The organism is Klenkia terrae (assembly GCF_037083865.1).
GTDB lineage: Bacteria > Actinomycetota > Actinomycetes > Mycobacteriales > Geodermatophilaceae > Klenkia > Klenkia terrae.
Map to the genome: position 1 here is coordinate 1 of NZ_JBAPLV010000015.1, position 22,694 is coordinate 22,694.

The 22,694-nt window shown below is 77.0% G+C and carries 25 protein-coding genes; 16 read left to right on the plus strand and 9 right to left on the minus strand.

Annotated elements, in window-relative coordinates:
- The coding region (locus UXQ13_RS14035; protein WP_336392458.1) for a hypothetical protein at nt 1-535 on the plus strand (535 nt) is incomplete at its 5' end.
- Nucleotides 536-559: 24 nt separating this feature from the next.
- Here the strand turns inward: UXQ13_RS14035 and UXQ13_RS14040 are convergent.
- Genes UXQ13_RS14040 through UXQ13_RS14055 form a run of 4 tightly spaced genes read right to left on the minus strand, consistent with a single transcriptional unit; the run spans nt 560 to nt 3,055 of the window.
- Nucleotides 560-1,195, minus strand: coding sequence for a hypothetical protein (locus tag UXQ13_RS14040; protein WP_225233136.1), 636 nt, complete (start codon nt 1,193-1,195; stop codon nt 560-562).
- Nucleotides 1,192-1,845: a hypothetical protein gene (locus tag UXQ13_RS14045; RefSeq protein ID WP_225233135.1), complete on the minus strand. Its 654-nt coding sequence runs from the start codon at nt 1,843-1,845 to the stop codon at nt 1,192-1,194. The genes UXQ13_RS14040 and UXQ13_RS14045 overlap by 4 nt, the downstream gene beginning before the upstream one ends.
- The gene (locus UXQ13_RS14050; protein ID WP_225233134.1) at nt 1,842-2,417 is read right to left on the minus strand and encodes a hypothetical protein; all 576 of its coding nucleotides are present in this window, start codon (nt 2,415-2,417) and stop codon (nt 1,842-1,844) included. The genes UXQ13_RS14045 and UXQ13_RS14050 overlap by 4 nt, the downstream gene beginning before the upstream one ends.
- Nucleotides 2,414-3,055 (minus strand): hypothetical protein, encoded by a 642-nt coding sequence (locus UXQ13_RS14055; protein WP_225233133.1) that lies wholly within the window; start codon nt 3,053-3,055, stop codon nt 2,414-2,416. Before UXQ13_RS14055 ends, UXQ13_RS14050 begins: the two co-directional genes overlap by 4 nt.
- A gap of 58 nt (nt 3,056-3,113) precedes the next feature.
- Between UXQ13_RS14055 and UXQ13_RS14060 the strand changes: the two genes are divergently transcribed.
- The gene (locus tag UXQ13_RS14060; protein ID WP_225233132.1) at nt 3,114-4,190 is read left to right on the plus strand and encodes a hypothetical protein; all 1,077 of its coding nucleotides are present in this window, start codon (nt 3,114-3,116) and stop codon (nt 4,188-4,190) included.
- A 31-nt stretch (nt 4,191-4,221) separates the two neighbouring features.
- Here the strand turns inward: UXQ13_RS14060 and UXQ13_RS14065 are convergent, their stop codons facing one another.
- Together UXQ13_RS14065 and UXQ13_RS14070 are read right to left on the minus strand one after the other, a co-directional pair.
- The gene (locus UXQ13_RS14065; RefSeq protein ID WP_225233131.1) at nt 4,222-4,434 is read right to left on the minus strand and encodes a hypothetical protein; all 213 of its coding nucleotides are present in this window, start codon (nt 4,432-4,434) and stop codon (nt 4,222-4,224) included.
- Between the two features lie 116 nt (nt 4,435-4,550).
- The gene (locus UXQ13_RS14070) at nt 4,551-5,168 is read right to left on the minus strand and encodes a TetR/AcrR family transcriptional regulator (RefSeq protein ID WP_336392459.1); all 618 of its coding nucleotides are present in this window, start codon (nt 5,166-5,168) and stop codon (nt 4,551-4,553) included.
- Nucleotides 5,169-5,222: 54 nt separating this feature from the next.
- Between UXQ13_RS14070 and UXQ13_RS14075 the strand changes: the two genes are divergently transcribed.
- Nucleotides 5,223-6,278: an ABC-2 transporter permease gene (locus tag UXQ13_RS14075; protein ID WP_225233129.1), complete on the plus strand. Its 1,056-nt coding sequence runs from the start codon at nt 5,223-5,225 to the stop codon at nt 6,276-6,278.
- A gap of 3 nt (nt 6,279-6,281) precedes the next feature.
- Here the strand turns inward: UXQ13_RS14075 and UXQ13_RS14080 are convergent, their stop codons facing one another.
- Together UXQ13_RS14080 and UXQ13_RS14085 are read right to left on the minus strand one after the other, a co-directional pair.
- A complete protein-coding gene (locus UXQ13_RS14080; RefSeq protein WP_225233128.1) occupies nt 6,282-7,454 on the minus strand; it encodes a 4-hydroxybenzoate 3-monooxygenase in 1,173 nt (390 codons plus the stop codon).
- Nucleotides 7,455-7,516: 62 nt separating this feature from the next.
- Nucleotides 7,517-8,305, minus strand: coding sequence for an IclR family transcriptional regulator (locus UXQ13_RS14085; RefSeq protein ID WP_225233127.1), 789 nt, complete (start codon nt 8,303-8,305; stop codon nt 7,517-7,519).
- A 69-nt stretch (nt 8,306-8,374) separates the two neighbouring features.
- Between UXQ13_RS14085 and pcaH the strand changes: the two genes are divergently transcribed.
- The 5 genes from pcaH to pcaC all read left to right on the plus strand — a co-directional run bounded on the left by pcaH (nt 8,375) and on the right by pcaC (nt 12,368).
- Nucleotides 8,375-9,115, plus strand: coding sequence for a protocatechuate 3,4-dioxygenase subunit beta (gene pcaH / locus UXQ13_RS14090; protein ID WP_225233126.1), 741 nt, complete (start codon nt 8,375-8,377; stop codon nt 9,113-9,115).
- A 73-nt stretch (nt 9,116-9,188) separates the two neighbouring features.
- Nucleotides 9,189-9,842 carry a protocatechuate 3,4-dioxygenase subunit alpha gene (gene pcaG / locus UXQ13_RS14095; protein ID WP_225233125.1) on the plus strand — a complete coding sequence of 218 codons (654 nt, stop codon included), beginning with the start codon at nt 9,189-9,191 and terminating at the stop codon, nt 9,840-9,842.
- 10 nt (nt 9,843-9,852) lie between these two features.
- Entirely contained in the window at nt 9,853-11,172 is a 1,320-nt protein-coding gene (locus tag UXQ13_RS14100; protein WP_225233124.1) for a lyase family protein, read from the plus strand.
- Nucleotides 11,173-11,181: 9 nt separating this feature from the next.
- Entirely contained in the window at nt 11,182-11,955 is a 774-nt protein-coding gene (gene pcaD, locus UXQ13_RS14105) for a 3-oxoadipate enol-lactonase (RefSeq protein ID WP_225233123.1), read from the plus strand.
- Nucleotides 11,952-12,368, plus strand: coding sequence for a 4-carboxymuconolactone decarboxylase (gene pcaC / locus UXQ13_RS14110; RefSeq protein ID WP_225233122.1), 417 nt, complete (start codon nt 11,952-11,954; stop codon nt 12,366-12,368). Before pcaD ends, pcaC begins: the two co-directional genes overlap by 4 nt.
- Before the next feature lie 51 nt (nt 12,369-12,419).
- Here pcaC and UXQ13_RS14115 read toward each other — a convergent pair whose 3' ends face one another.
- Nucleotides 12,420-14,138 carry a hypothetical protein gene (locus UXQ13_RS14115; protein WP_336392460.1) on the minus strand — a complete coding sequence of 573 codons (1,719 nt, stop codon included), beginning with the start codon at nt 14,136-14,138 and terminating at the stop codon, nt 12,420-12,422.
- A 365-nt stretch (nt 14,139-14,503) separates the two neighbouring features.
- Between UXQ13_RS14115 and UXQ13_RS14120 the strand changes: the two genes are divergently transcribed.
- The 8 genes from UXQ13_RS14120 to UXQ13_RS14155 all read left to right on the plus strand — a co-directional run bounded on the left by UXQ13_RS14120 (nt 14,504) and on the right by UXQ13_RS14155 (nt 22,688).
- Nucleotides 14,504-15,724, plus strand: coding sequence for a glycosyltransferase (locus UXQ13_RS14120; RefSeq protein ID WP_336392461.1), 1,221 nt, complete (start codon nt 14,504-14,506; stop codon nt 15,722-15,724).
- 10 nt (nt 15,725-15,734) lie between these two features.
- Nucleotides 15,735-16,706, plus strand: a complete 972-nt coding sequence (locus UXQ13_RS14125) for a glycosyltransferase (protein ID WP_336392462.1) — start codon at nt 15,735-15,737, stop codon at nt 16,704-16,706.
- The gene (locus UXQ13_RS14130; RefSeq protein ID WP_225233118.1) at nt 16,703-17,494 is read left to right on the plus strand and encodes a glycosyltransferase family 2 protein; all 792 of its coding nucleotides are present in this window, start codon (nt 16,703-16,705) and stop codon (nt 17,492-17,494) included. The genes UXQ13_RS14125 and UXQ13_RS14130 overlap by 4 nt, the downstream gene beginning before the upstream one ends.
- Nucleotides 17,491-18,510: a glycosyltransferase gene (locus UXQ13_RS14135; protein WP_225233117.1), complete on the plus strand. Its 1,020-nt coding sequence runs from the start codon at nt 17,491-17,493 to the stop codon at nt 18,508-18,510. Before UXQ13_RS14130 ends, UXQ13_RS14135 begins: the two co-directional genes overlap by 4 nt.
- Entirely contained in the window at nt 18,497-19,426 is a 930-nt protein-coding gene (locus UXQ13_RS14140) for a glycosyltransferase (protein ID WP_225233116.1), read from the plus strand. Before UXQ13_RS14135 ends, UXQ13_RS14140 begins: the two co-directional genes overlap by 14 nt.
- Nucleotides 19,423-20,700, plus strand: a complete 1,278-nt coding sequence (locus UXQ13_RS14145) for a glycosyltransferase (RefSeq protein ID WP_336392463.1) — start codon at nt 19,423-19,425, stop codon at nt 20,698-20,700. The genes UXQ13_RS14140 and UXQ13_RS14145 overlap by 4 nt, the downstream gene beginning before the upstream one ends.
- A 109-nt stretch (nt 20,701-20,809) precedes the next feature.
- Nucleotides 20,810-21,958, plus strand: a complete 1,149-nt coding sequence (locus tag UXQ13_RS14150; protein ID WP_225233114.1) for an FIST signal transduction protein — start codon at nt 20,810-20,812, stop codon at nt 21,956-21,958.
- Entirely contained in the window at nt 21,948-22,688 is a 741-nt protein-coding gene (locus UXQ13_RS14155; protein ID WP_225233113.1) for a GGDEF domain-containing protein, read from the plus strand. Before UXQ13_RS14150 ends, UXQ13_RS14155 begins: the two co-directional genes overlap by 11 nt.
- Nucleotides 22,689-22,694 lie beyond the last annotated feature (6 nt).

Here is a 22,694-nt window from a genome sequence, read left to right on the forward strand (position 1 = left end):
GCCCTACGCCCCGCGGCCCACCCCGTACGGGTCCGCCCCGGACGACGCGCCGCCGCCGGTGGCCGGCGCGGAGCAGCCGGTCGTCGACGTCGACGACTGGCCCGGGGGCGTGGGGCGCACCACCGCCGCGGTCGTGACGGTGGTGGCGCCGGGCGGGTCGCCGGCGGACCTGCTGGTCCGGTGGGTCGACCCGGGGCCGGGGCACCGCCCGGTGCTCGTGCTGTCCGACGTCCCCGGTGCCTCGTTCTGGTGGGGCGTGCCCGCGGCCGTGCTGGCAGCGGCCGGACTGGCGCTGGCCGCCCTGCGCCCGCCGGCCGCCCGGCTGGCCGGCGCCGTCGTGGTCGGGGAGCGCGCCGGGACCCGGTCATTGCTCAGCGAGCTGCCGGTCTCCCTGGTGGGCGTCCCGGCGCTGCTCACCGGCCGGGGCCCGCGGCAGCTGGATCAGTCCGAGGCCGACGCGGCCACCGCCGCGCTCCGGCTGCGGCCGGTGGCCGACCTGCTGGGCCGACTGCGCCGGGTGCCCACCGGGAGCTGACGGGCAGCGCCCCGGGCCGCTGGGTCAGGCCGCGGGGTCGGCCAGGTCGAGGTACCCGCAGCTGCGGGCGAGCAGGGCCGGCAGGTCGGCGACGACGTCGGCCAGCGCACCGGCGACCTCGTCGGCGGTCGGCACCGGGGCGGATTCGGCGTCGGCGTCGGGGTGGACGCGGTCCCACTCCCGCAGCACGGCGAGCTCGGCGGCGGCCACCAGGTCCGGCGAGGCGGCGGTGTCCTCCCACCGTCGCACGCTGGACCGGGGCAGCTCGAGCACCGGCCACCCGGGCAGGCCGAGCAGGCCGGTGGTGCCGTCACGGCCGGAGCCGAGCCCGAGCAGCAGCGGGCGGGCCCGCAGCCGCCCGGCGGCCGCGGCGAGGTCGGGTCCGCCCGTGGGCAGCTCGACCAGCAGCGAGCGCGCCAGCAACCCGGCCACGACATCGGCCGGGGAGGCCACCCCCAGGCCGGCTGCCCGCTCCACCAGCAGGTCCCGGCCGTGGTCGGTGTCCTCCACCGCGCCGTGCGCGAGGTCCCAGACCCGGGCCTCGTCGGCGTCCAGGCCCAGGCGCCGCCAGCCCAACCGCACCGAGCCGGGGACCGGTCGCGGCAGGGTCTCGGCACCCAGGCGGAAGCCCACCGGCAGCACCAGCGGGGCGGCGCTCACGCCGCACCCCCGACGGCCGGGTCGAGGTGGGCGGCCCGGGCGAGCAGCAGCGCCGGCAGGGAGGCCACCAGGTCGGCGAGCAGCAGGTCGGGATCGGTCGTGCGGGGCTCCGCGGCGCCGGCGTCCCGGTACCCGGCGGCGTGCCAGTCGACGTCGGCCCAGACGTCGGCGAACAGCGGTCCCCACGCGCACACGTCGCGCAGCACGCGGGCCAGCTGGACCCGGGGCAGCTCCGGCTCGCCGGGCAGGCCGAGCTGGTGCAGACCGGACTCCCCGGGCACCTCGCCGAGACCGGGCACCAGCGGGTGCATCGTGTGCGCCCGGGCCCACGCGCGGCGGCCGTCGGCGTCGTCCACCAGGTCCACGACGGCGCCCGCGGCGGCCAGCTCCGCCCAGCCGTCGGCGACGTCCGCCGGGTCCAGGCCCCACTGGCCGGCGAGGGCCGCGGCGTCGTCCCGTCCCTGCGGCCCCGGGCGGTCGCTGCGGCCGTGGCAGGCCGACCAGAGGTGGAGGGCGGCGCCGGACAGGCCGACCGTGCGGCCGGCGAGCTGCACGTACCCGTGCGCGGACCGCGGGTCGGGGTGGCCGGTGGGGGACAGGTCGAGCACGGTGAGCTGCCGGCCGAGCGGGAGCACCAGCGTCGCGGTCACGGGCGCGGCTCGGCGACGGCGTCGCGGGGGACGTCGAGGTACACCAGCTCGGCGGCCAGCAGCTCGGGCAGGCGGTCCAGCAGCCGGTCCAGCACGGCGTCCCCGGTCGGCGGCTGGGGACCACCGGTGTCGGCGACGGACGACGCCCCGGCCAGCCCGGCGGCCGCGGCCTCCAGGGTGGGGAACAGGTGGGCCCACGCCCAGATGTCGAAGGCCTCGGGGTCGGTGGTCGCCGACGGGCGCGACCAGGTGCCGAGCACCCGGCCGCCGTCCTCGGTGGCCAGCGTGCCCATCCCCAGCGGCTGCACCCGGTGGGCGCGGGCGAAGGCGATCCGGGCCTCGCGGGTGTCGTCCACCCGGGCGACCAGCCCGCGGGCGACGAGGGCGTCGACCACCGCGGGGTCGGTGCCGGGGTCGGGGTGCCCCAGGGCGTGCTCCCACGCCGTCCGCTCGGCCTCGCCGACCAGCTTCGGGGTCTCCCAGCCGATGCGGACGACGTGGTGCCGGGCGGACTCACCGGGTGCGGGGTGGAACGGGCCGAGGGCGTGGCCGACCCGCAGCAGCAGGGTCACGCCGCCACCCCCCAGGTGTCCAGGCACACCGTGCCGGTGCTGAGCAGCGGGTGCAGCGTCGAGAGCAGGCCGGTGAGCAGCTCGTCCGGGTCGACGAGCCCGGGGTCGGTGGCCCCGGCCCGGGCCGCGACCGCCCCGGAGGCGACGCAGGCCCGCCACAGGCTGGTCTCCATGTGCGCCCAGGTGACCAGGTCGTAGGTGGTGGAGCTGCCCACCGCCAGCACCTCCCCGGACCGGCCCAGGCGGTAGACCTGCGGCTGCACCCGGGTGTTGCCCAGGCCCAGCGCCAGCGGCAGCAGCCGGACCCGGTCGGCCAGGGCCCGGGCGGAGGCCTCGCCGGGGGTGGCCCGCACCAGCAGGCCGCGCTGCTCCAGGGTGTCCAGGTGCGTCCCGGCGTCGGCCAGGCCGGCCTGCTCCGCGGCCGCCAGCACCCGGTCGGCGCCCCACGGCTCGTCGCCGCCGTCGGGGTCGCCGTGCGCGAGCGCCCACAGCGAGAACTCCTCGAGGGGCAGCTCCTCGACCGAGGCGCCGAGGCGGACCTCGACGGCGCCCTGGTCGCCCAGTCCCAGGGAGTGGCCGACCGGCAGCAGCAGGTCGGCCGCGGACGACGGCGGCGGGGTGACACCGGGTGCGGACATCCCGGCGACCCTATCGCCGGCGGGCCGTCGTCGTCCCCGTGCGTGGCACCCTCGGGCCGTGTCCCGGCCGTTGCCCCCGCTCATGGAGTCGGCCAAGGCCGTCCAGGGCGCCGGGCCGCCCCGCGGGTTCGGGCCGCCGGTCGGCGCGGTGCTGGCCGGCGTCCGGCAGGTGCGTCCCCCGGCCGTGGTGCTCGGGGCGGCGGCGCTGCTGGCCGTGGCCCCGGTGGCGCTGCTCGCCCTCGCCGTGCTGCTCGCCGGCCAGCTGCTGGGCAGCGACCTGTGGGGCGTCGTCCGCGTCGTCGGGCTCGTGCCGGTCGTCGGGGTGCCCGTCCTGCTGGCTGCGCTGGCCTGGCGCGGCCTCAAGCGGGTCGTGCACACCGGCAGCTACGCCGACGGCTTCTTCCTGGCCCGGCTCGGCGTGGTCGGGCTGCTGGTCTACACCGCCGCGCTCGTGGCGATGCTGCTGGGTGACGACCGGCCGGCGCCGTGGACGGCGGTCCTGCCCTACGTCGTGGTGGCCTACCTCTGGCTGCCGTGGGTGCTGCTGCGGCTGCCCGCCGCCCGGGCGTGGCCGCAGCGGGTGGCCCTGCGGCACGGCACCGCGGTGGCCGACGAGCTCGAGGCCCAGCTGCTGTGCGCCGCGCGCCAGCACCCGGGCGGGCAGGTGCTCCGGTGCCCGACCACGCCCCCGCTGGTCCGGCACGTGCTGCAGCCGGTCGCCGACGCGAGCGGGGAGGGGTGGCAGCTGTCGTGGCGGTGCCCGACGTGCGGGCAGCCCGTGCCGACCCTGGCGCGCCTGGCCCCGGCGGGCGGGGGGACCGGCCTCGGCGGGGCCGACTGGCTGTTCCTGACCTGGGCCGCTGCCGACGCCACCGCCGCGGACCCGGCCGGCCTCGACGGTCCGGAGCTGGCGCGGCACGCGTTCGCGGCGGACGCCGGGGTGCTCGCCGCCGAGCGGCTGCTCGAGCTGGTCCCGGCCGGCCGCCCGCGGGTGCCGGTGCTGCGCCGGCACGGCCGGGCGATGAGCCCGCTGCCCGAGAGCTGGGACCGGTCGGCCATCGAGCAGGGCCTGCAGGTGGCCCGGGCGCGCCGCGATGCCGCCCGGCACGAGCTGGCGCGGCGGGGCGCCGGCTGACCCTCCCGCGACCCGGTCCCGCGCGCCGGGCTCAGCGGGTGGCGCGGATCTGGGTGCTGGTGTTGGACAGCGGCTCCCAGGCGCCGGGGTGCTTCTGCCCGGTGTCGACCACCCAGGAGGGGGTGCGCGACGCCGTCGTGGAGCCACGGCGGTCGGCGGGACGGGCGCTCAGCTTGACGATCAGCGCGAGCAGCCCGACGAGTGCCAGGAGCACACCACCGATGATCAGGAGCGTCGACATCATGGTGTCGACGCTAGGTGACCGACCGGTCCGTCGCCCCGACAGATGTCACCGAACATCACCGGACGGCTGCGGAGAGTGTGCCAATCCTGGTCCCACCCGTCCCAGCCGCCTCCTGCTCACCGGCCGGGGTCGCCGTCGAGCAGGTCGGCGAGCACCCGCGGCAGCACGTCGGCGGGCACCGCGTCCGGGTCGGGCAGGGCCTCCAGGGCCAGTCCGTTGGTCAGCGCGATCAGCACCAGGGTGAGGCCCTCGGCGTCCCACCCGGTGCGCACCGGGTGGTCGGCGAGGAACTGCTCGACCACCCCGGCCACCCGCGACCGCAGGTCCCGCCGGGAGGCGACGAAGGCGGCCCGGGCGTCGACGTCGCGCACGGCCCGCTGCCAGAACTCCAGGTAGAGCAGCTGCCAGCCGGGGTCGCGGCGGGACAGCTCACCGCCCACCGCGGCCAGCGCCCCGGCCAGGTCGGCGGTGCCGGCCAGCGCGTGCTCCACGGCGACGACCCGGGCGGTGACCTCAGCGTCCATCAGCGCGAGGAACAGGTCGTCCTTGCTGCCGAAGTTCGAGTAGACGGCGCCCTTGGTGAAGCCCGCGGCCGCGGCCACCTGGTCGGTGCTGGCGCCGGCGAAGCCGCGCTCGGCGAAGACGGTGCGTGCCGCCGCGAGCACCCGGGCACGCACCTCGTCGCGGCGCGGCCGGGTGCGCACCGTCACGTCGTCTGGTCTTGCGTCGTCCACGGCGGAGAGCATACTCGTGCGTATCGGATACGCACCGGTATCGAGGGAGAGACGATGAGCCAGCACGGACACCACGAGGCGCCCCGCCGCGAACTTCTGCCCGGGGTCACCCGGCGGGCCGCCGTCCTGGTGGTCGGCGTCCTGCTGCTGCAGCTGGGCTTCGTGCTCAGCTACGTCGGCGCCTTCCACTCCCCGGTCCCGCGCGACGTGCCGCTGGCCGTGGTCGCGCCCGCCGGGGCGCCGGCCGGCACCGCGGACTCCCTGGTCGACCAGCTCGACGGGCTGACCGGCAGCCCGGTGGCCGCCACCGCCTACGACACCGAGGACGCCGCCCGGCAGGCCCTGGCCGACCGCGACGTCGACGGCGTGTTCCTCCCGGGGACCGGCACCGCCGACACCCTGCTGGTCGCCGGCGCGGAGGGCGGGGCGGTGAGCAGCGCGCTGGAGCAGGTGCTGACCCAGGTCGAGGGCGCGCAGTCCCGCACGCTCACCACCACCGACGCGATCCCGGCCGGGGACGGCGACGCCCGCGGCCTGTCGGCGTTCTACCTCGCGGTGGGCTGGGTGGTCGGCGGCTACCTCGTCGCCTCGATCATCGGGATCAGCGCCGGCTCCCGGCCGCTGACCCGGGGGCGCGGTGCCACCCGGCTCGCCGCGCTGGCGGTCTACTCGCTGGTCAGCGGCCTGGGCGGGGCGCTGATCGCCGGCCCGGTGCTCGGCGCGCTGGACGGCGGGCACACCCTGGCGCTCACCCTGTTCGGCGCGCTGCTCGTCTTCGGCGTCGGCGCGCTCACCATGGCCCTGCAGGTGTGGACCGGTCTGGTCGGCATCGGGCTGGCCATCGTGCTGTTCGTGATCCTGGGCAACCCCAGCGCCGGCGGGGCCTACCCGGCGCCGCTGCTGCCCCCGTTCTGGGCCGCGATCGGCCCGTGGCTGCCGCCGGGCGCCGGCACCGACGCGGTGCGGGGCATCGTCTACTTCGGCGGCAGCGGGGTGGCCCAGGCGTGCTGGGTGATGGCCGCCTACGCGGTGGTCGGCGTCCTCGGCACGCTGGCCGGCTCCGGCCGGGCGACGGCGGCCGAGCCCGAGCGGGTCGACGTCCGGGCGTGAGCCTCAGAGGGCGACGGGCAGCCCGGTGTACATCTCGGCGAGCTCGCGGGCGGCCGCCTCCGACGTGCAGACCCGCTGCAGCTGGGAGAGCTGCAGCTGGGCGTCGAACTCGTCGCCGTGGGTGTGCAGCATCGAGGTCATCCACCACGAGAAGTGGGTGCACCGCCAGACCCGGGCCAGCGCCTTGTCCGAGTAGGCGTCGACCAGGTCGGTCTCCTTCTCGGCCAGCAGGCGGACCAGCGCCGCGGCCAGCAGGGTCACGTCGGCGACGGCGAGGTTCAGCCCCTTGGCGCCGGTCGGCGGCACGATGTGCGCGGCGTCCCCGGCCAGGAACAGCCGGCCGTGCCGCATCGGGGAGGACACGAACGACCGCATCGGCAGGATCGACTTCTCGGTCACCGGCCCGGTCTGCAGCTCCCAGCCCGGCAGCGCCATCCGGGTGGCCAGCGCCTCCCAGATCCGGTCGTCGGACCAGTCCTCGATCTTCTCGGTCGGGTCGACCTGGATGTACAGCCGCGAGACCGACGGCGAGCGCATCGAGTGCATCGCGAAGCCGTCGGGGTGCCAGGCGTAGATCAGGTCGTCGGTGCTGGGGGCGACGTCGGCCAGGATGCCCAGCCAGGCGAAGGGGTAGGTGCGCTCCCACAGCTTCCCGTCGGTCGCTGCGGTGACGATCGGCCGGGAGACGCCGTGGAAGCCGTCGGTCCCGGCGACGACGTCGCACTCGAGCACCTGGGCCACGCCGTCGGCGTCGGTGAAGGCGATGGAGGGGGAGTCGGTGTCCACGTCGCGGGGCTGCACGTCGGTGACCTCGAACAGCAGCGGCGGGCCGTCGTCCAGCTGGGCGGCGATGAGGTCCTTGACCACCTCGGACTGGCCGTAGATCCACACGTTGCGCCCGCACAGCTCGGGGAAGTCCAGCTTGTGCCGGGTGCCCGGGTACTGCAGGTAGATGCCGTCGTGCTCCAGGCCCTCGCGGTCCAGCCGGGCGCCCATGCCGACGTCGCGCAGGGTGTCGACGGTGTGCTGCTCGAGGATTCCGGCCCGGATCCGCGCCTCGACGTAGTCGCGGGACCGGTTCTCCAGCACCACGGACTCGATGCCCTGCACGGCCAGCATCCGCGAGAGCAGCAGTCCGGCCGGCCCGGCGCCGATGATCCCCACCTGGGTACGCATGGCAGGAGTGTGACCACGGTGACGTCGGCACGGCGACACCTCGTTCCCGCTGACCGGAAGCGTCAGCGGAACTCCTCCGTGCGGGCCAGCTCCCGGCCGATCCCGCGGGCCGCGACCTCCAGGACGGGCACCAGCCGGGGCAGGTCGCGCTCGGCCCGGTGCGTCGGGACGACGATGCCCAGCGCGGCGGCGACCACCGCGCGCCCGCCCGACCCCCGGACGACGGTGACCGGGACCGCGACCGACGCCGCGCCCAGGCTCATCTCCTCCGACGTCCGGGCCCAGCCGGTGCGCCGGACCTCGGCCAGCTCGCGGGCGAGCCGGGCGGGCTCGACGACGGTGTGCCGGGTCTGCCGGTCCAGCGACCGCAGCACCTGCTCCACCACCTCGTCCGGGGCGGCGGCCAGCAGCACCTTGCCCACGCCGACCGCGTGCAGCGGCAACCGGCTGCCCACCTGGCTGACCACCGGGACGGACTCCCGGCCCGACACCCGGTCGACGTAGAGCGCGGTCGGCCCGTCCCGGACGGCCAGGTGGACGGTGTCCCGGGTGGCGGTGTGCACGTCGAGCAGGAACGGGCTGGCGACCTGCCGGAGCTCGGCCTGCACCGGCGCGAGCAGCCCCAGGTCCCAGAGCTTGCGGCCGATCTCGTAGCGGCCGTCCGGTCGCCGGACCAGCGCCCCCCAGGCGGCGAGCTCGCCCAGCAACCGGTGCGCCGTGGTCAGCGGCGTGCCGCTGCGGTCGGCGATCTCGGACAGGCTGAGCCGGGGGTGGTCGCCGTCGAAGGCGTCCAGGACCCGCAGCGCGCGGGAGGTCACCGACCGGCCTGCTGCGGCGCTGCCACCGGCCATGCGCACCTCTTCCACTGAGCGGGAAGGTCAGGGTGCCAGACATCCGGCGCAGGTCGTACGTTGCCGGGCATGACCGGGACCACATCTCCGCTGGTCGTCCCCGCGTACCTGCGCGAGGCCGCCGACCAGCGCACCCCCGTCGCGCACCCCGCGTACCGCTCGACCGGGCTGCGGGCGCCGCTGCGCACCCCCGTCGACCTGCCGCACCGGCTGACCGAGATCACCGGGCCGGTGCTCGGCGAGGACCGGCTGGCCGCCGGGGACGCCGACCTGACGCTGCGGGCCGGTGGCGAGGCGCTGGGCCAGCGGATCATCGTGTTCGGCCGGGTGCTCGACAGCGGTGGTCGGCCGGTGCCCGACGCCCTGCTGGAGATCTGGCAGGCCAACGCCGCGGGGCGCTACCGGCACGTGGTGGACAACTGGCCCGCCCCGCTGGACCCGCACTTCGACGGCCTGGGCCGGGTGGTCACCGACGCCCTGGGCCGCTACGAGTTCACGACCATCCAGCCCGGCGCCTACCCGTGGGGCAACCACCACAACGCCTGGCGGCCGGCGCACATCCACTTCTCGCTGTTCGGCCGGGCCTTCACCCAGCGGCTGGTCACCCAGATGTACTTCCCGGGCGACCCCCTGTTCGGCCAGGACCCGATCTTCAACGCCATCCCGCCGACCGCCCGCGACCGGGCGATCGCCACCTTCGACCTGTCCCGCACCCAGCCGGACTGGGCGCTGGCCTACCGGTGGGACATCGTGCTGCGCGGCACCGAGCAGACACCCTTCGAGACCGACGACGACGGGTACGTCGCGTGAGCGACTCGGCTGGACGCGGACGCAGGCCCGGTGCAGGCGTCGCCGCAGCGGTGACGACGAGAGGACTTCCCTGATGGCGTTCGAGCACGACTCACCGCTGGTCCGCGACGCCGACGAGTCCAACGACCGGCGCCCGGGCACCCCCCGCCGCGGGTCCGGCTTCCTCGACGAGCCGCTGCTGCTGCGCACCACGCCCAGCGCCACGGTGGGCCCGTACCTGGCCATCGGCCTGACCTGGCCGGACGGCGCCGACGCGGTCACCCCCGGGACGACCGGGGAGATCTGGCTGCGCGGCACGGTGTTCGACGGCAACGGCGACGTGGTCCCCGACGCGATGGTGGAGACCTGGCAGGCCGACCCCGACGGCCGCTTCGCCCACGCCGACGACCCGCGTGGGTCGTCGTCCACCCCCGGGTTCCGCGGGTTCGCCCGGTCGGCGACACCGGGCGGGGAGTACGCCGTCCGCACGCTCAAGCCGGGCCCGGTGCCCGACGGCGAGGGCGGGCTGCAGGCCCCGCACGTCGACGTCTCGGTCTTCGCCCGCGGTCTGCTGGACCGCGTGGTCACCCGGGTCTACTTCGCCGACGACGACCTGGGGACCGACCCGGTGCTGGTGGGGCTGTCGCCCGAGCAGCGGGCCACGCTGGTCGCGCAGCCCACCGACGACGGCTACCGGCTGGACATCCACCTGCAGGGCGACAGCGAGACCGTCTTCTTCGCGGTGTGAGGATGACGGCATGACCGGACTGTGGGACGGCACGTTCGCGCGCGGGGGTGCTGCCGCTGCGGTCACCGGGGACGCCTGGCTGCAGGCGATGCTCGACGTCGAGGCGGCACTGGCCCGCGCGGCCGCCCGCTGCGGGCTGGTCGCCGAGACCGCCGCCGCCGAGGTCACCCGGGTCGCCGCGCAGCCCGGCGCGCTCGACATCGCCACGGTCATCGCCCGGGCGGCCGACGCCGGCAACCCGGTGCCCCCGCTGGTCCGGGTCCTCGGCGAGGCGGTCGGCCCGCACGCCGCGGGTGCCGTGCACGTGGGCGCCACCAGCCAGGACGTCGTGGACACCGCGATGGTGCTGGTGGCCCGGCGGGCGATCGCCGCGATCGACGCCGACCTGGCCGCCGCCGCGCAGGCCGCGGCCCGGTTGGCCGCCGACCACCGGGACGACGTGACCATCGGCAGGACGCTGCTGCAGCAGGCGCTGCCCACCACCGCCGGGCTCAAGGCCGCCGCGTGGCTGACCGGCCTGGTCGGCGCCCGCGCCCGGCTGGCCGCCGTGGACGCCTCGTTGCCCGTGCAGTACGGCGGGGCGGTCGGCACGCTGGCCGCCAGCTCGGGCTCCGGCCTCGACGTGCGGGCCGCGCTGGCCGACGAGCTGGGGCTGACCACGACCGCCGTCCCGTGGTTCACCGTCCGGCTGCCGGTCGCCGACCTCGCCGGCGCGCTGGGGACCGCCGCCGGCGTGGTGGCCACCGTCGCGCTGGACGTCGTCCTGCTGGCCCAGACGGAGGTGGCCGAGGCCGCGGAGTCCGGGGAGGGGCGCGGCGGGTCGTCGGCGATGCCGCACAAGCGCAACCCGGTGGCCGCCGTCTCCGCGCGGGCGTGCGCCCGGCGGGCCCCCGGCCTGGTCGGCACGCTGCTCGGCGCGATGGAGCAGGAGCACGAGCGGTCGGCCGGGGCCTGGCACAGCGAGTGGCCCACGCTGTCGGAGCTGCTGTCCACCGTGGGCTCGGCGGCCGCCTGGCTGGCCGACTGCCTGGGCGGCCTGCGGCTGGACACTGCGCGCATGGCCGCCGTCGTCGAGGCCGCGGGCGGCGCGCAGCTGGCCGGTGCGCTGGCCGACGCGCTCACCGGGTCGCTGGGTCGCGGCCCCGCCCACGACGCGGCCGCGGAGGCCGTGCGGCAGGCTGCCCGGGAGGGTCGGTCGCTGGCCGACGTCGTCGCCGAGCGCACCGACGTCGACGTCGCCGCCCTGGTCGCCGCGACCACCCCGGACGTCGGGGAGGCCGGCGCCCAGGTGGACGCCGCCCTCGCCGAGCACACCATCACCCGCAGCTGAGGAGAGCCCGTGCCCCCGATCGACGTCCACGCCGTGGTGGAGGGCCCCGAGGGCGCCCCCGTCGTGCTGCTGTCCAACTCCCTGGGCGCGACCCTGGAGATGTGGGAGCCGCAGGTCGCCGCCCTCGCCGAGCGCTTCCGGGTGGTCCGCTACGACACCCGAGGGCACGGCCGGTCGCCGTCGCCGGAGGGTGACTCCACCGTCGACGACCTGGCCGACGACGTGCTGGCGCTGCTGGACCGGCTGCGGATCCCCCAGGCGCACGTCGTCGGGCTGTCCATCGGCGGCATGACCGGCCTGCGGCTGGCCGCCCGCAACCCCGAGCGGGTGGACCGCCTGGTGGTGCTGTGCAGCTCGGCGTACCCGGGCAACCCCGACGCCTGGCGCGACCGCGCCGCGACCGCCCGCACCCAGGGCACCGGCGCGCTGGCCGAGGCGGTGGTGGGCCGCTGGTTCACCCCGGCCTTCGCCGAGGCGAACCCCGAGCTCGTCGCCCGGATGCGGGAGACCATCACCGCGAGCGACGACGAGGGCTACGCCAGCTGCTGCGCCGCCGTGGGTGCGCTGGACCTGCGCGACCAGCTCGACGCGATCACCGCGCCCACCCTGGTGATCAGCGGGGCCGACGACCCGGCGCTGCCGCCGGAGCACCAGCAGGCCATCGCCGCCGGGATCCGCGGCGCGGCCCTGCTGACCGTCGCGCCGGCCGCGCACATCGCGAACATCGAGCAGCCCCAGCACGTCACCGACGCGCTGCTGGCCCACCTGGGCGGTGCGGCATGACCGACCCGGCCGGCACCCCGACCACCGGCCCGACGACCGACGACGAGCGCCGCGCGGCCGGGATGCGCACCCGGCGGGAGGTGCTGGGCGACGCGCACGTCGACCGCGCGGTGGCCGCGGTGACCCCGCTGACCGCCGACTTCCAGGACTTCATCACCCGGGTCGCCTGGGGCGACCTCTGGCAGCGGCCCGGCCTGGACCGGCGCACCCGCTCGATGCTGACCCTCGCGATCACCGCGTCGCTGCGGCACTGGGACGAGTTCGCGCTGCACGTGAAGGCCGCGGTGCACAACGGGCTCACCGACGAGGAGATCGCCGAGGTCTGCCTGCACACGGCCGTCTACGCCGGGGTGCCCGCCGCCAACCACGCCCTCGCCGTCGCCAAGCCGATCCTGGCCGAGCTGCGGGGCTGAGCCCCGCAGCCGCACGGTGACCGGCCCGGCCGGTCACCGTGCGACGCCGGGTCAGCCGGCCGCGACGGTGACCGGGAACGACAGGGTGCCGGGCTGGAAGTCCACGGTCGCCGTGTCGGGGTAGGTGAAGACCCCGCCGAAGGTGATCGTGCCGGCGGTGAAGTCGGCGGGGACGTCGAACGCGGTGCCCACCAGGGCGGGGTCGTCGACGATGTCCTGGGCCGCCACCACGGTGCCGTCGGGCAGCGTGAGGGTGAAGTACTGCGAGGGACCCTCCCCGGCGCTGAAGGTGTCGGCCACCAGGTCGGTGTCGATCACCAGCCAGGCGCGGTCCGGCCCCGAGGGGCGGGCGGTCACGTTGGTGCCGGCGAACCAGCTCAGGGTCGCGCTCTGGATGGTCACCGTGAAGGTGAACGGCGTGGTCACCCGGCCAGGTGCGCTGATCACGCCCGGGATCTGCTGTGCCGGGATGGCGTCGGCGGTCCGGTTGACCCGGGTGGTCACCTGCAGGTTGTCCGGGCCGGGGGAGCCGTCGACCATCGACAGGCTCTGGGTGTCCACACCGTCCACGACCACCAGCTGGACGTCGGCGTCCTCGGGGGCGGACACCAGGGCCTCGACCGTCGCCCCGGGGGTGACCACCGAGGAGTCGACCGGGACGGTCTCGCCGCCGTCGACGACGTAGGACAGGGTCGGGGCGTCGCTGGCGTACCCCTCGCCGCGGTCCACGACGTACTCGACGACCCGGAACACCTCGCCGTCGGCGGGGGAGCGGGCGTCGTCTCCGGTGCCGACCCGGTCGGCCTGCGCCAACCCGGTGATCGTCACCCGCGCCGAGGCGCCGGACAGGGTGGCCGGACCCTCGGGCGCGGTCAGCTCCACGTCGTCGAATGGGCCCTCGGCGGTGTAGCCGGCCTCGGCCGGCGGGGGCTGGGGCACCTCGAGGTCACCGGCGCCGTCGGGCGGGGTGTCCCCGTCGGGGCTGGCCAGCAGCTCGCGGTCGGTGAGCTCCTGCGGCTGCGGGTCGGTGGGCTCGGCGGCCACCTCGAAGGTGACGTCGCCGTCGCCGGCCGACGGCGTGAGCGCGAAGAGGAGGTAGGTGGCGGTGGGGTCGCCGTCGACGAACAGGACCGGGCCGCACACCAGGTCGTCCTGCACGTCGGAGGTGTCGGCGTCCAGGTAGCGGAACCAGCAGCCGCTGTCGTCGCTGGTCACCCCGCCCCGGCCCTCGGCGTAGGAGTCGAGCTTCGCCTCGGCGTCGTCGATCACCTGCTGGGGCTCGACCACGGTGCGCCCGGCGTAGCTGAAGTCGTCGCCGCGCAGGAAGAAGAACAGCCCGCCGGCGACCAGCAGGAGGACCACGAGCACCGCGCCGCCGATCAGCAGCGGCTTCTTCCGGCTGCGCTTGGAGGGCTGCACGGCCCACGGCGGGGGACCACCGGCGGGGTTCCACGCACCGGGGGGCTGAGCGGGTGGGGTCGGCCGGCCGTAGGGCTGGCCGCCGTAGGCCGGCGGCGGGGGGCCGGCCGGCGTCGCGCCGAGCTGCTCGGTCTCCTGCCGGCCGTCCCAGCGCGGCTGCCCCGGCGGCGGCGGGGGCGGGGGCTGCTGGCCGTAGGGCTGGGGCTGCTGCGAGGGGGGCTGCTGCGGGGACTGCGGCGGCTGCTGCTGACCGGGCCAGCCACCGCCCGGTGGGGTGGAGCCCGACGCGTTGCCCCAGCCCGACCAGCCGCCGGAGCCGGCCTGCCCCGCTCCGTCGCCGCGCTCGGTCACGTGTCCTCCTCGTCGCCGGACGGGGGCGGACCGCCCCGTTCCCTGCGCCGGGGACGCTATCGAACCCCGGTGACATCCCGCCCGCTCGTGATCACCCGTCGTGGTGAGGGGGGCCCCGGAAACCGCGGTTCCGCTGGTTTCCGGGGGGTGACCTGCCCCACCGCAGGGGAGGTCGAGGTGCGGGGGGGCGGGGGGTCTGTGAAGATCGGTGGAAGTTCGGCCCACGTGGCACGGGCGCCGGCCGGGGGGTCGCCGCAACCGTGGCCGCGCCTCATGAAGCGGGGTGGCGGGCCGCCGTCCCCCTTCGCGCCCTCCCGGATCTCCGTCCGGCCTGGGCGCCCGCGCCCAGGAGGTGCTGCTCACCCGTGCCCGACACCCCCGCCCCGCCCTCCCGCGCCCCGGGCGCGCACCGCGCGCCGCTGTCCCGCCGCGGTCGCCTGCACGCCGTCCCGGCGACCCGGCCCGACCGGCTCGAGCACGGGGTCGAGTCCGGGCGACCGCTGCGCATCGCGCTGATCGCCTCCAGCCGGTACCCGATCGCCGAGCCGTTCGCCGGCGGGCTGGAGTCCCACGTCTGGCAGCTCACCCGTTCGCTGGTCGCCCGCGGGCACGACGTGACCCTCTTCGCCGGTCCGGGCACCGACCCCGCGCTGCCCGTCGAGCACCTGGCCGTGCGGCGCCTGGAGATCAGCCCGGCCGCCCGGGCCGACGTGAGCATGGCGCCCGAGGTGTTCCTCGAGGACCACCACGCCTACCTGTCCCTCATGCTCGAGCTCACCGGCCGGCGGGCCCACGACTTCGACCTGGTGCACAACCACGCGCTGCACTACCTGCCGCTGGCCATGGCGCCCGCGCTGCAGGTGCCGATGGTGTCCACGCTGCACTGCCCGCCCACCCCGTGGCTGGAGTCCGCGCTGCAGAGCGGCGGTCCGACCCCGGCGCACCTGGTGGCGGTCAGCGAGCACACCGCCGCCGCCTGGCGCACCGCCGCGGGCGTCCGCCAGCAGGTCGGCGTGGTGCCCAACGGCGTGGACCTGGACCGCTGGACGGCCGGTCCCGGCGGGGGCCCGCTGATCTGGTCGGGGCGGATCGTGCCGGAGAAGGGCACCCACCTGGCCGTGCAGGCGGCGCTGGCCGCCGGTCGCGAGCTGCAGATCGCCGGTCCCGTGGTCGACCGCGGCTACTTCGAGCGGACCATCGCCCCCTTCCTCGGCCGCGGGGTCACCCACCTCGGGCACCTGGGCCACCCCGAGCTCGCCCGGGCCGTCGGGCAGGCGTCGGTCGCCCTGGTGACCCCGTGCTGGGACGAGCCCTACGGCCTGGTGGTCGCCGAGGCGCTGGCCTGCGGCACGCCGGTCGTCGCCTTCGCCCGGGGCGGCATCCCGGAGGTGCTGACCCCCGCGTGCGGGCGGCTGGTCCCCGCCGGCGACGTCGCCGCGCTGGCCGAGGCCATCCCGCAGGCCGAGCAGCTCTCGCGCACAGCTGCCCGGGAGCGGGCGCGGGCACACTGCTCGGTAGAGACCATGGTCGACCGGTACGAGCAGCTCTACGAGTCGCTGGCCGTGCCGGCGGTGGCAACTGCCTGAGGAGGACCCCGTGATCGGTTGGTACGTCCACCACCAGGGCCGGGGTCACCTGCACCGGGCGGCCGCCGTCGCCGCGGAGCTCGACCTCCCGGTCACGGGGTTGTCGTCCCTGCCGGACCCGGGGGCGCCGTTCGCCGGGTGGGTGTCCCTCGCCGACGACGCGGGGCACCCGGTCGAGGAGGTCACCGCCGGCGGGGCGCTGCACTGGGCCCCGCGCGGGCACGACGGCATGCGCGAGCGGATGGCCCGGCTGGCCGCCTGGGTCGACGAGGCACGGCCCTCGGCCGTCGTCGTCGACGTGTCGGTCGAGGTCAGCGTCTTCCTGCGGCTGATGGGCGTGCCCGTGGTGGTCACCGCCATGCCCGGGGACCGCACCGACGCCCCGCACACCACCGGCTACACCGTCGCCGACCGGGTGCTGGCCTTCTGGCCGCAGGACGTGCTCGACCCGCCGTGGCTGGCCCGGCTGGGCGACCGGGTCGTGCACGTCGGCGCCGTCTCCCGGTTCGACGCCCGCCCGCCGGCCGACCCCGCACCGGGCACGGCCGTGCTGCTCGCCGGCAGCGGTGGCAACGCGGTCACCGAGGCCGACGTCGCGGCACTGCGCGCGGTCACCCCCGGGCTGACCTGGACGGTGCTCGGCGGCCCCGGCGGCTGGTCCGCCGACCCGTGGCCGGTGCTGTCGGCCGCCGACGTGGTGGTCACCCACGCCGGGCAGAACGCCCTGGCCGAGGTGGCCGCGGCCCGCCGTCCGGCCGTGGTCGTGGCGCAGGAGCGGCCCTTCCGCGAGCAGCACCGCAGCACCGACGCGCTGCACCGCTCGGGCATCGCCGTCGGGCTGCCCCGCTGGCCCGAGGCCTCGGCCTGGCCGCGGCTGCTCGAGCAGGCCCGGGCGCTGGGCGGCGACGGCTGGGCGCGCTGGTCCTCCGGCGACGCCGCGCGCCGGGCCGCCGCCGAGATCGCCGCGGTGGCCCGCACGTGAGGACGGCGGTGGTCACCGTCGTCCACGGCCGTCATGCGCACCTGACCCGCCAGCTGGCCGGGCTGGCCCGGCAGACCCGGCCGGCCGACGACCACGTGGTGGTGGCGATGGGCGACGCGCAGGTGCGCGCGGTGGTCGGCACCGCCGCGCGGGTCCTCGACGTCCCCGCCGGCGCCCGGCTGCCGCTGGCCGCCGCCCGCAACGCCGGCGCGGACGCCGCGCTGGCCGGCGGTGCCGAGCTCCTGGTCTTCCTCGACGTGGACTGCATCCCCGGCCCGGACCTGGTGGCCCGGTACGCCGCGGCCGCACAGGACGACGTGCTGGACTCGGGCCCCGTGACCTACCTGCCGGCCGCCGCCGACTACGACCTGGCGACCCTGCACACGCTGGCCGACCCGCACCCGGCCCGCCCGGTCCCCGCCGACGGCGAAGTGCTCGTGGCCGAGGACCACCGGCTGTTCTGGTCGCTGTCGTTCGCGCTGACGGGCGCCACCTGGACCCGGCTGGGCGGCTTCTGCGAGGAGTACGCCGGCTACGGCGGCGAGGACACCGACTTCGCCGAGACCGCCCACGCCGCCGGGGTCCCGCTGCGCTGGGTGGGGGGCGCGGGGGCCTTCCACCAGCACCACGCGGTGTCCCGCCCCCCGGTCGAGCACCTGGACGACGTCCTGGTCAACGGTCGGGTCTTCGCCGACCGCTGGGGCTGGTGGCCGATGCAGGGCTGGCTCGAGGCGTTCGCCGACCGCGGCCTGGTCCGGCGCACCGCCGACGGGTGGGTGGCCGCGTGATCCGCGTCGCCACCGTGCCCTACGCCCACCCCTACCTGGACGCCGTCCTGCCGGCGAACGTGGTCCGGGTCGGGCCGCCCCCGCCGCCCGGGGAGCCGTGGGCGCCCAGCCCGTGGCTGGACCCCGCCTACCTCGCCGCGCACGCCGACGAGGTCGACGTGGTGCACCTGCACTTCGGCTTCGACGGGCTGACCCCCGACGAGATGCTGGCCTGGACCGAGACGGTCCGCCGCAGCCGGGTGGCGCTCGTGGTGACAGTGCACGACCTGCGCAACCCGCACCACTCCACCCGGGAGCGGCACGACCGGCACCTGGCCGCGCTGCTGGGGGCCGCCGAGGTCGTGCTGACCCTGACCGAGGGCGCCGCCGACGAGATCGCCGAGCGGTTCTCCCGGTCCTGCATCGTCGTCGCGCACCCCGGGCTGGTCACCCCGCTGCCCGACGTCGGCCGGGAGCCGCGGCTGGTCGGCGTGCACCTGAAGTCGCTGCGGACCAACCTGCTCGACCCGCTGGACGTCGTCCGGGCGGCCGCGTCGGGCGCGGTGTCGGCCGGCGGCCGGCTGCGGGTCGACGTGCACGACGACGTCGACCTGGGTCTGCGGGTGCCCGGTCTGGTCGAGGGCGCCGACGCGGGGGAGTACGAGCTCGTCGTGCACGGGCGGTTCGCCGACGACGAGCTGACCACCTACCTGCAGACGCTGGCCGTGTCGGTGCTGCCGCACCGGTTCGGCACGCACTCGGGCTGGCTGGAGGCCTGCCGGGACGTCGGCACCCGGGTCGTGGCGCCCACCTGCGGGCACTACGCCGACCAGTGGGACGACGTGGTGCTCTACGGCAACGACGAGGTGCGCGGGCTGGACACCGGCTCGCTGACCGCCGCGGTGCTCGTCGCGGTCACCCGGCCCTGGCCGGCCCGGGCGGACCCGGCCTGGCGGGCCGAGCAGCGGACCCAGCTGCGCCGGGTGCACGACCACGTCTACGGCCGGGTCGCCGCCGACCACCATGCCCGGACCTGAGGGCACCCGCGTGCGGGTCGAGCACCTGCTGGTCGGCCCGGCAGAGCACGGCGTCGTCCGGTACGCCCGGGAGCTCGCCGAGGCCGACGGCGGACCGCGCGGGGACGCCGACGTGGTGCACGTGCACTACACCGACCGGCTGTTCGGGCACACCGCCGAGACCTCGGCGGAGGCGTTCGTGGCCCGGGCCGTCGCGATGGGCCGGCCGGTGGTGGTGACCCTGCACGACGTCCCGCCGCACGACGGGTCCGTGCTGCAGCGGCGGCGGGCGGCGGCCTACGCGGCGGTCGTGGGCGCCTGCGCCGCGGTCGTGGTGAACAGCGAGCACGAGGCCGCCCGGCTGCGGGCGTTCGCCGACGTCGTCCCGACGGTCGTGCCGTTGCCGGTGCAGCCGCTGCCCCCGGGGCCGGTGCCGCCGCCGGACGGCCAGGTGGTCGTGCTCGGCTTCCTGTACCCGGGGAAGGGCCACGAGGAGGCGCTGCGCGCGCTGCCGCCGGGGACGGGGCTGACCGCGCTGGGGAAGCCGTCGGACGGGCACGAGGACCTGGTCGCCTCGCTCGCGGAGCTGGGGCCCCTCACGGTCACCGGGTACGTGCCCGACGCCGAGCTGCCGGCCCAGCTGCGGGCGGCGTCGGTGCCGCTGGCGCCGCACCGGCACGTGTCGGCGTCGGGGTCGATCGGCTCCTGGCTGGCGGCCGGACGGCGTCCGCTGGTGCCCGACGTGGCCTACACCCGCGAGGTGGCGCAGCGGTCCCCCGGGACGTTGTGGCTCTACGACGAGCTGGCGCCCGCACTCGCCGCGGCGCTGGCCGACCCGGCGCGGACCTGGCTGGACCCGGGGACGCCGGTGGGTCCGTCCATGCCGGAGACGGTGGCCGCCTACCGCGCGGTCTGGACGGCGGTCAGGGCCGCGTGACCGTGCGCGGGAACGACTGGTCGTCCCTCGCCGACGCCCGACCGGCGGAGCCGCCGACGGTGTCGGTGGTGGTGCCGCACTACCGGGCGCAGGCGCAGCTGGACCTGGTGCTGGCCGGGCTGGCGCTGCAGACCCACCCGGCGAGCCGGCTGCAGGTGGTGGTGGCCGACGACGGGTCGCCGGAGCCGCCGGTGGTCCCGGCCGGCGTGGTCGTCGTCCGCCAGGAGGACCGCGGGTTCCGCGCCGCGGCCGCGCGCAACCTGGGCGCCCGGGCGGCCGACGGCGAGGTGCTGCTGTTCGTCGACGGCGACACGGTGCCCGAGCAGACCTACGTCGAGGAGCTCTCGGCGCTGCCCGCGCTGCTGCCCGACGCACTGGTCACCGGCCGTCGCCGGCACGCCGACCTGACCGGGTGGACGCCGGACCGGCTGCGGGCCTGGTTCGTCGGCGGTCCGGCACCCGAGGAGCTGACCGAGCCGGCCTGGCTGCGGGAGTCCGGGTCGCTGCTGGACGCCGACGACCGCTCCTACCGGTTCGTGATCAGCGCGGTCATGGGGACGACGCGGGCGCTCTTCGAGGAGGTCGGCGGGTTCGACGAGACCTTCGGCGGCTACGGCGGCGAGGACTGGGAGCTCGCCCACCGGCTGTTCACCGCCGGCGCGGTGCTGGCCCACCGCGAGCGGGCGGTGGCCTGGCACGACGGCCCGGACTGGGGGCTGCGCGGGGACGACCCGGTGGCCGCCCGCCGGGAGAAGAACGCCGAGACCCGGTCGCTGGCCCGGCTGCTGCCCGACCCGGCGGCCCGCGGGGTGGGCGGCTGGTGGCGGTACCCGGCCGTCGTCGCGCGGATGGCGCCCGGCGCCGACGACGACGCGACGGTCCTGGGGGTCCGGTCGCTGCTGGCGGCGGGGGTGGACCTGCAGGTGTGGGGCGTGGACCCCGACCTGCTGGACGGCGACCCGAGGGTGCACGCGGGGGAGCCGTCCGCGTCGGTCCTCGCGCGGGCCCGCAGCCAGGTCATCCTCGACGGACCGGTGCGGTGGGCACCGGGCGGGCTTGCGGAGCTGCTCGACCGGGTGCGCCCGGGTGGGCCGGGGCGGTTGACCGGCCGGGTCGGCGACGTCGGCGTGACGGTGGCCGCGACCCGGGCCCTGCGCCGCAGCGCCCGGTGGGGCCTCCCGCTGGGGACCTTCTTCGACGAGGCCGAGACCGTCGTCCCGGCGGAGCCGCTGGGTCCGCACCCCGACCTGGCCCACCACCTGCCCCGGCTCTGACCGACCACGAGCCCTCCTCCCTCGGGGTGAGGGCGGGGCCGGAGCCCTCCACCGGGCCCTGGTCAGGCCGATGGTGCTGCAGGGGCACCGCGTCCCGTGGAGGGTGACGATGGACGTGTTCTCGGGCCGATGGGCCTCCCCGACCGGCTGGTCGGCGCCCCTCCCCGCGTGGGACGGCCCGGCCACCCTGGTCCTGGTGCTCGGTCCCAGCGGTCTGCGGCACGAGCCCGGCCACCCCGCCCTGGCCGACCTGCGCGCGGCCTACCCGACCTCCTCGCTCGCCGGCTGCTCGACGTCCGGCGAGGTGTCCGGCAGCGAGCTGCACGACGACACCCTCACCGTCGCCGTCCTCCGCTTCGCCGCGACCCGGGTGCACGTGGAGACCGCCCCGGTCACCGCCGACGACTCCCGCGACGTGGGCCTGCTGCTGGGCAAGCGCCTGGCCGACCACGACGCCGACCTCGCCGCTGTCCTGGTGCTGAGCGAGGGCCTGCAGGTCAACGGCTCGGCGCTGGCCGACGGCCTGTCCGCCGGCCTGCCCGTCGGCACGGTCGTGGTCGGCGGCCTCGCCGGCGACGGCGACCGGTTCGCCAGCACCTGGGTGCTCGTCGACGGCGTGCCGGTCGGCGGCCACGTCGTCGCGGTCGGCCTGGCCGGCGACGCCGTGGAGGTGGGCCACGGTGCCCGCGGCGGCTGGTCGGTCCTGGGCCCCGAGCGCGTCGTCACCCGCTCCCGCGGCACGGTCGTCCACGAGCTCGACCACCGCCCGGCCCTCGAGCTCTACCGCACCTACCTCGGCGACCGGGCCAGTGGCCTGCCGGCCACCGCCCTGCTCTTCCCGCTGGGCGTCCGGCCGCCCGGCGCCGACCACGAGTCCGTGCGCACCGTGCTGGCCGTGGACGCCGACGAGCAGTCGATCACCTTCGCCGGCGAGGTGCCCGAGGGCTCCCGCGCCCAGCTCATGCGCAGCAGCACCGACCGGCTGGTCGGCGCCGCCGAGGAGGCCGCCGAGATCGCCCGGCTCGGCGCCGGGGACGGCGACGCGTTCGCCCTCGTCGTCAGCTGCGTGGGCCGTCGCCTGGTGCTGGGGCAGCGCTGCGAGGAGGAGCTCGAGGCCGTCGCCGAGGCCCTCGGCGACGGCGGGCCGCCGCCGGTCACCGTCGGCTTCTACTCCTACGGCGAGCTGACCACCGCGACCCGCGGCGGCGCGACGATGCAGAACCAGACGATGACCGTGTCGGTGATCCGTGAGCGGTGACCGCCCCCCGCCCGACCTGCACCGGCTGCTGACCCGCCAGCTGCGCCGGCTGGGCATCGACGGCACCCCGGACGACGGCCAGTGGGCCGACCTGCTCGCCGTGGTGTCCCGGGCCTACGCCGAGGCCGACGAGGACCGGTACACCCTCGAGCGCTCGATCGAGGTGTCCTCCACCGAGATGCGCGACCTGCACGACCAGCTGCGCCGGCGGGCCGAGGAGGACCCGCTCACCGGGCTGCCCAACCGGGTCGCGCTGGTGCACCACCTGGGCCAGTCGCTGGCCCGCGCCCGGGCCGGTGGTCCCGGCGTCGCCGCGCTGTTCATCGACCTCGACGGCTTCAAGGCCGTCAACGACCGCCTCGGGCACGCCGCCGGTGACGACCTGCTCGTCGTCGTCGCGGCGCGGCTGGCGCACTGCCTGCGGCCCGACGACGTGCTCGCCCGCCTCGGCGGCGACGAGTTCGTCGTGGTCTGCTCCGACGGCGGCGACCGCGGCCCGGTGCTGGCGCTGGCCCGCCGGCTGCGCGAGTCGGTCAGCCGGCCGGTGCAGCTGGCCTGCGGACCGGCCCAGGTCGGCGCCAGCCTCGGCGTCGCCCTGACCCGCACCGGGCGGGAGTCGGCCGAGGAGCTGCTGCAGCGGGCCGACGCGGCCATGTACAGCTCCAAGCAGCACGGCAAGGGCCGGGTCACGCTGGCGGAGGGCGCCGTCCCGGCGGTCGTCCCGGCCTGAGCTCCG

Bases quoted from the DNA above. Each gene is read 5' to 3' on its own strand.
- pcaH (WP_225233126.1), top strand. From the start codon at position 8,375: ATGACCGGGACCACATCTCCGCTGGTCGTCCCCGCGTACCTGCGCGAG.
- UXQ13_RS14100 (WP_225233124.1), top strand. From the start codon at position 9,853: ATGACCGGACTGTGGGACGGCACGTTCGCGCGCGGGGGTGCTGCCGCT.
- UXQ13_RS14065 (WP_225233131.1), bottom strand. From the start codon at position 4,434: ATGATGTCGACGCTCCTGATCATCGGTGGTGTGCTCCTGGCACTCGTC.
- UXQ13_RS14055 (WP_225233133.1), bottom strand. From the start codon at position 3,055: ATGTCCGCACCCGGTGTCACCCCGCCGCCGTCGTCCGCGGCCGACCTG.
- pcaG (WP_225233125.1), top strand. From the start codon at position 9,189: ATGGCGTTCGAGCACGACTCACCGCTGGTCCGCGACGCCGACGAGTCC.
- UXQ13_RS14140 (WP_225233116.1), top strand. From the start codon at position 18,497: ATGCCCGGACCTGAGGGCACCCGCGTGCGGGTCGAGCACCTGCTGGTC.
- pcaC (WP_225233122.1), top strand. From the start codon at position 11,952: ATGACCGACCCGGCCGGCACCCCGACCACCGGCCCGACGACCGACGAC.
- UXQ13_RS14075 (WP_225233129.1), top strand. From the start codon at position 5,223: ATGAGCCAGCACGGACACCACGAGGCGCCCCGCCGCGAACTTCTGCCC.
- UXQ13_RS14150 (WP_225233114.1), top strand. From the start codon at position 20,810: ATGGACGTGTTCTCGGGCCGATGGGCCTCCCCGACCGGCTGGTCGGCG.
- UXQ13_RS14080 (WP_225233128.1), bottom strand. From the start codon at position 7,454: ATGCGTACCCAGGTGGGGATCATCGGCGCCGGGCCGGCCGGACTGCTG.
- UXQ13_RS14085 (WP_225233127.1), bottom strand. From the start codon at position 8,305: ATGGCCGGTGGCAGCGCCGCAGCAGGCCGGTCGGTGACCTCCCGCGCG.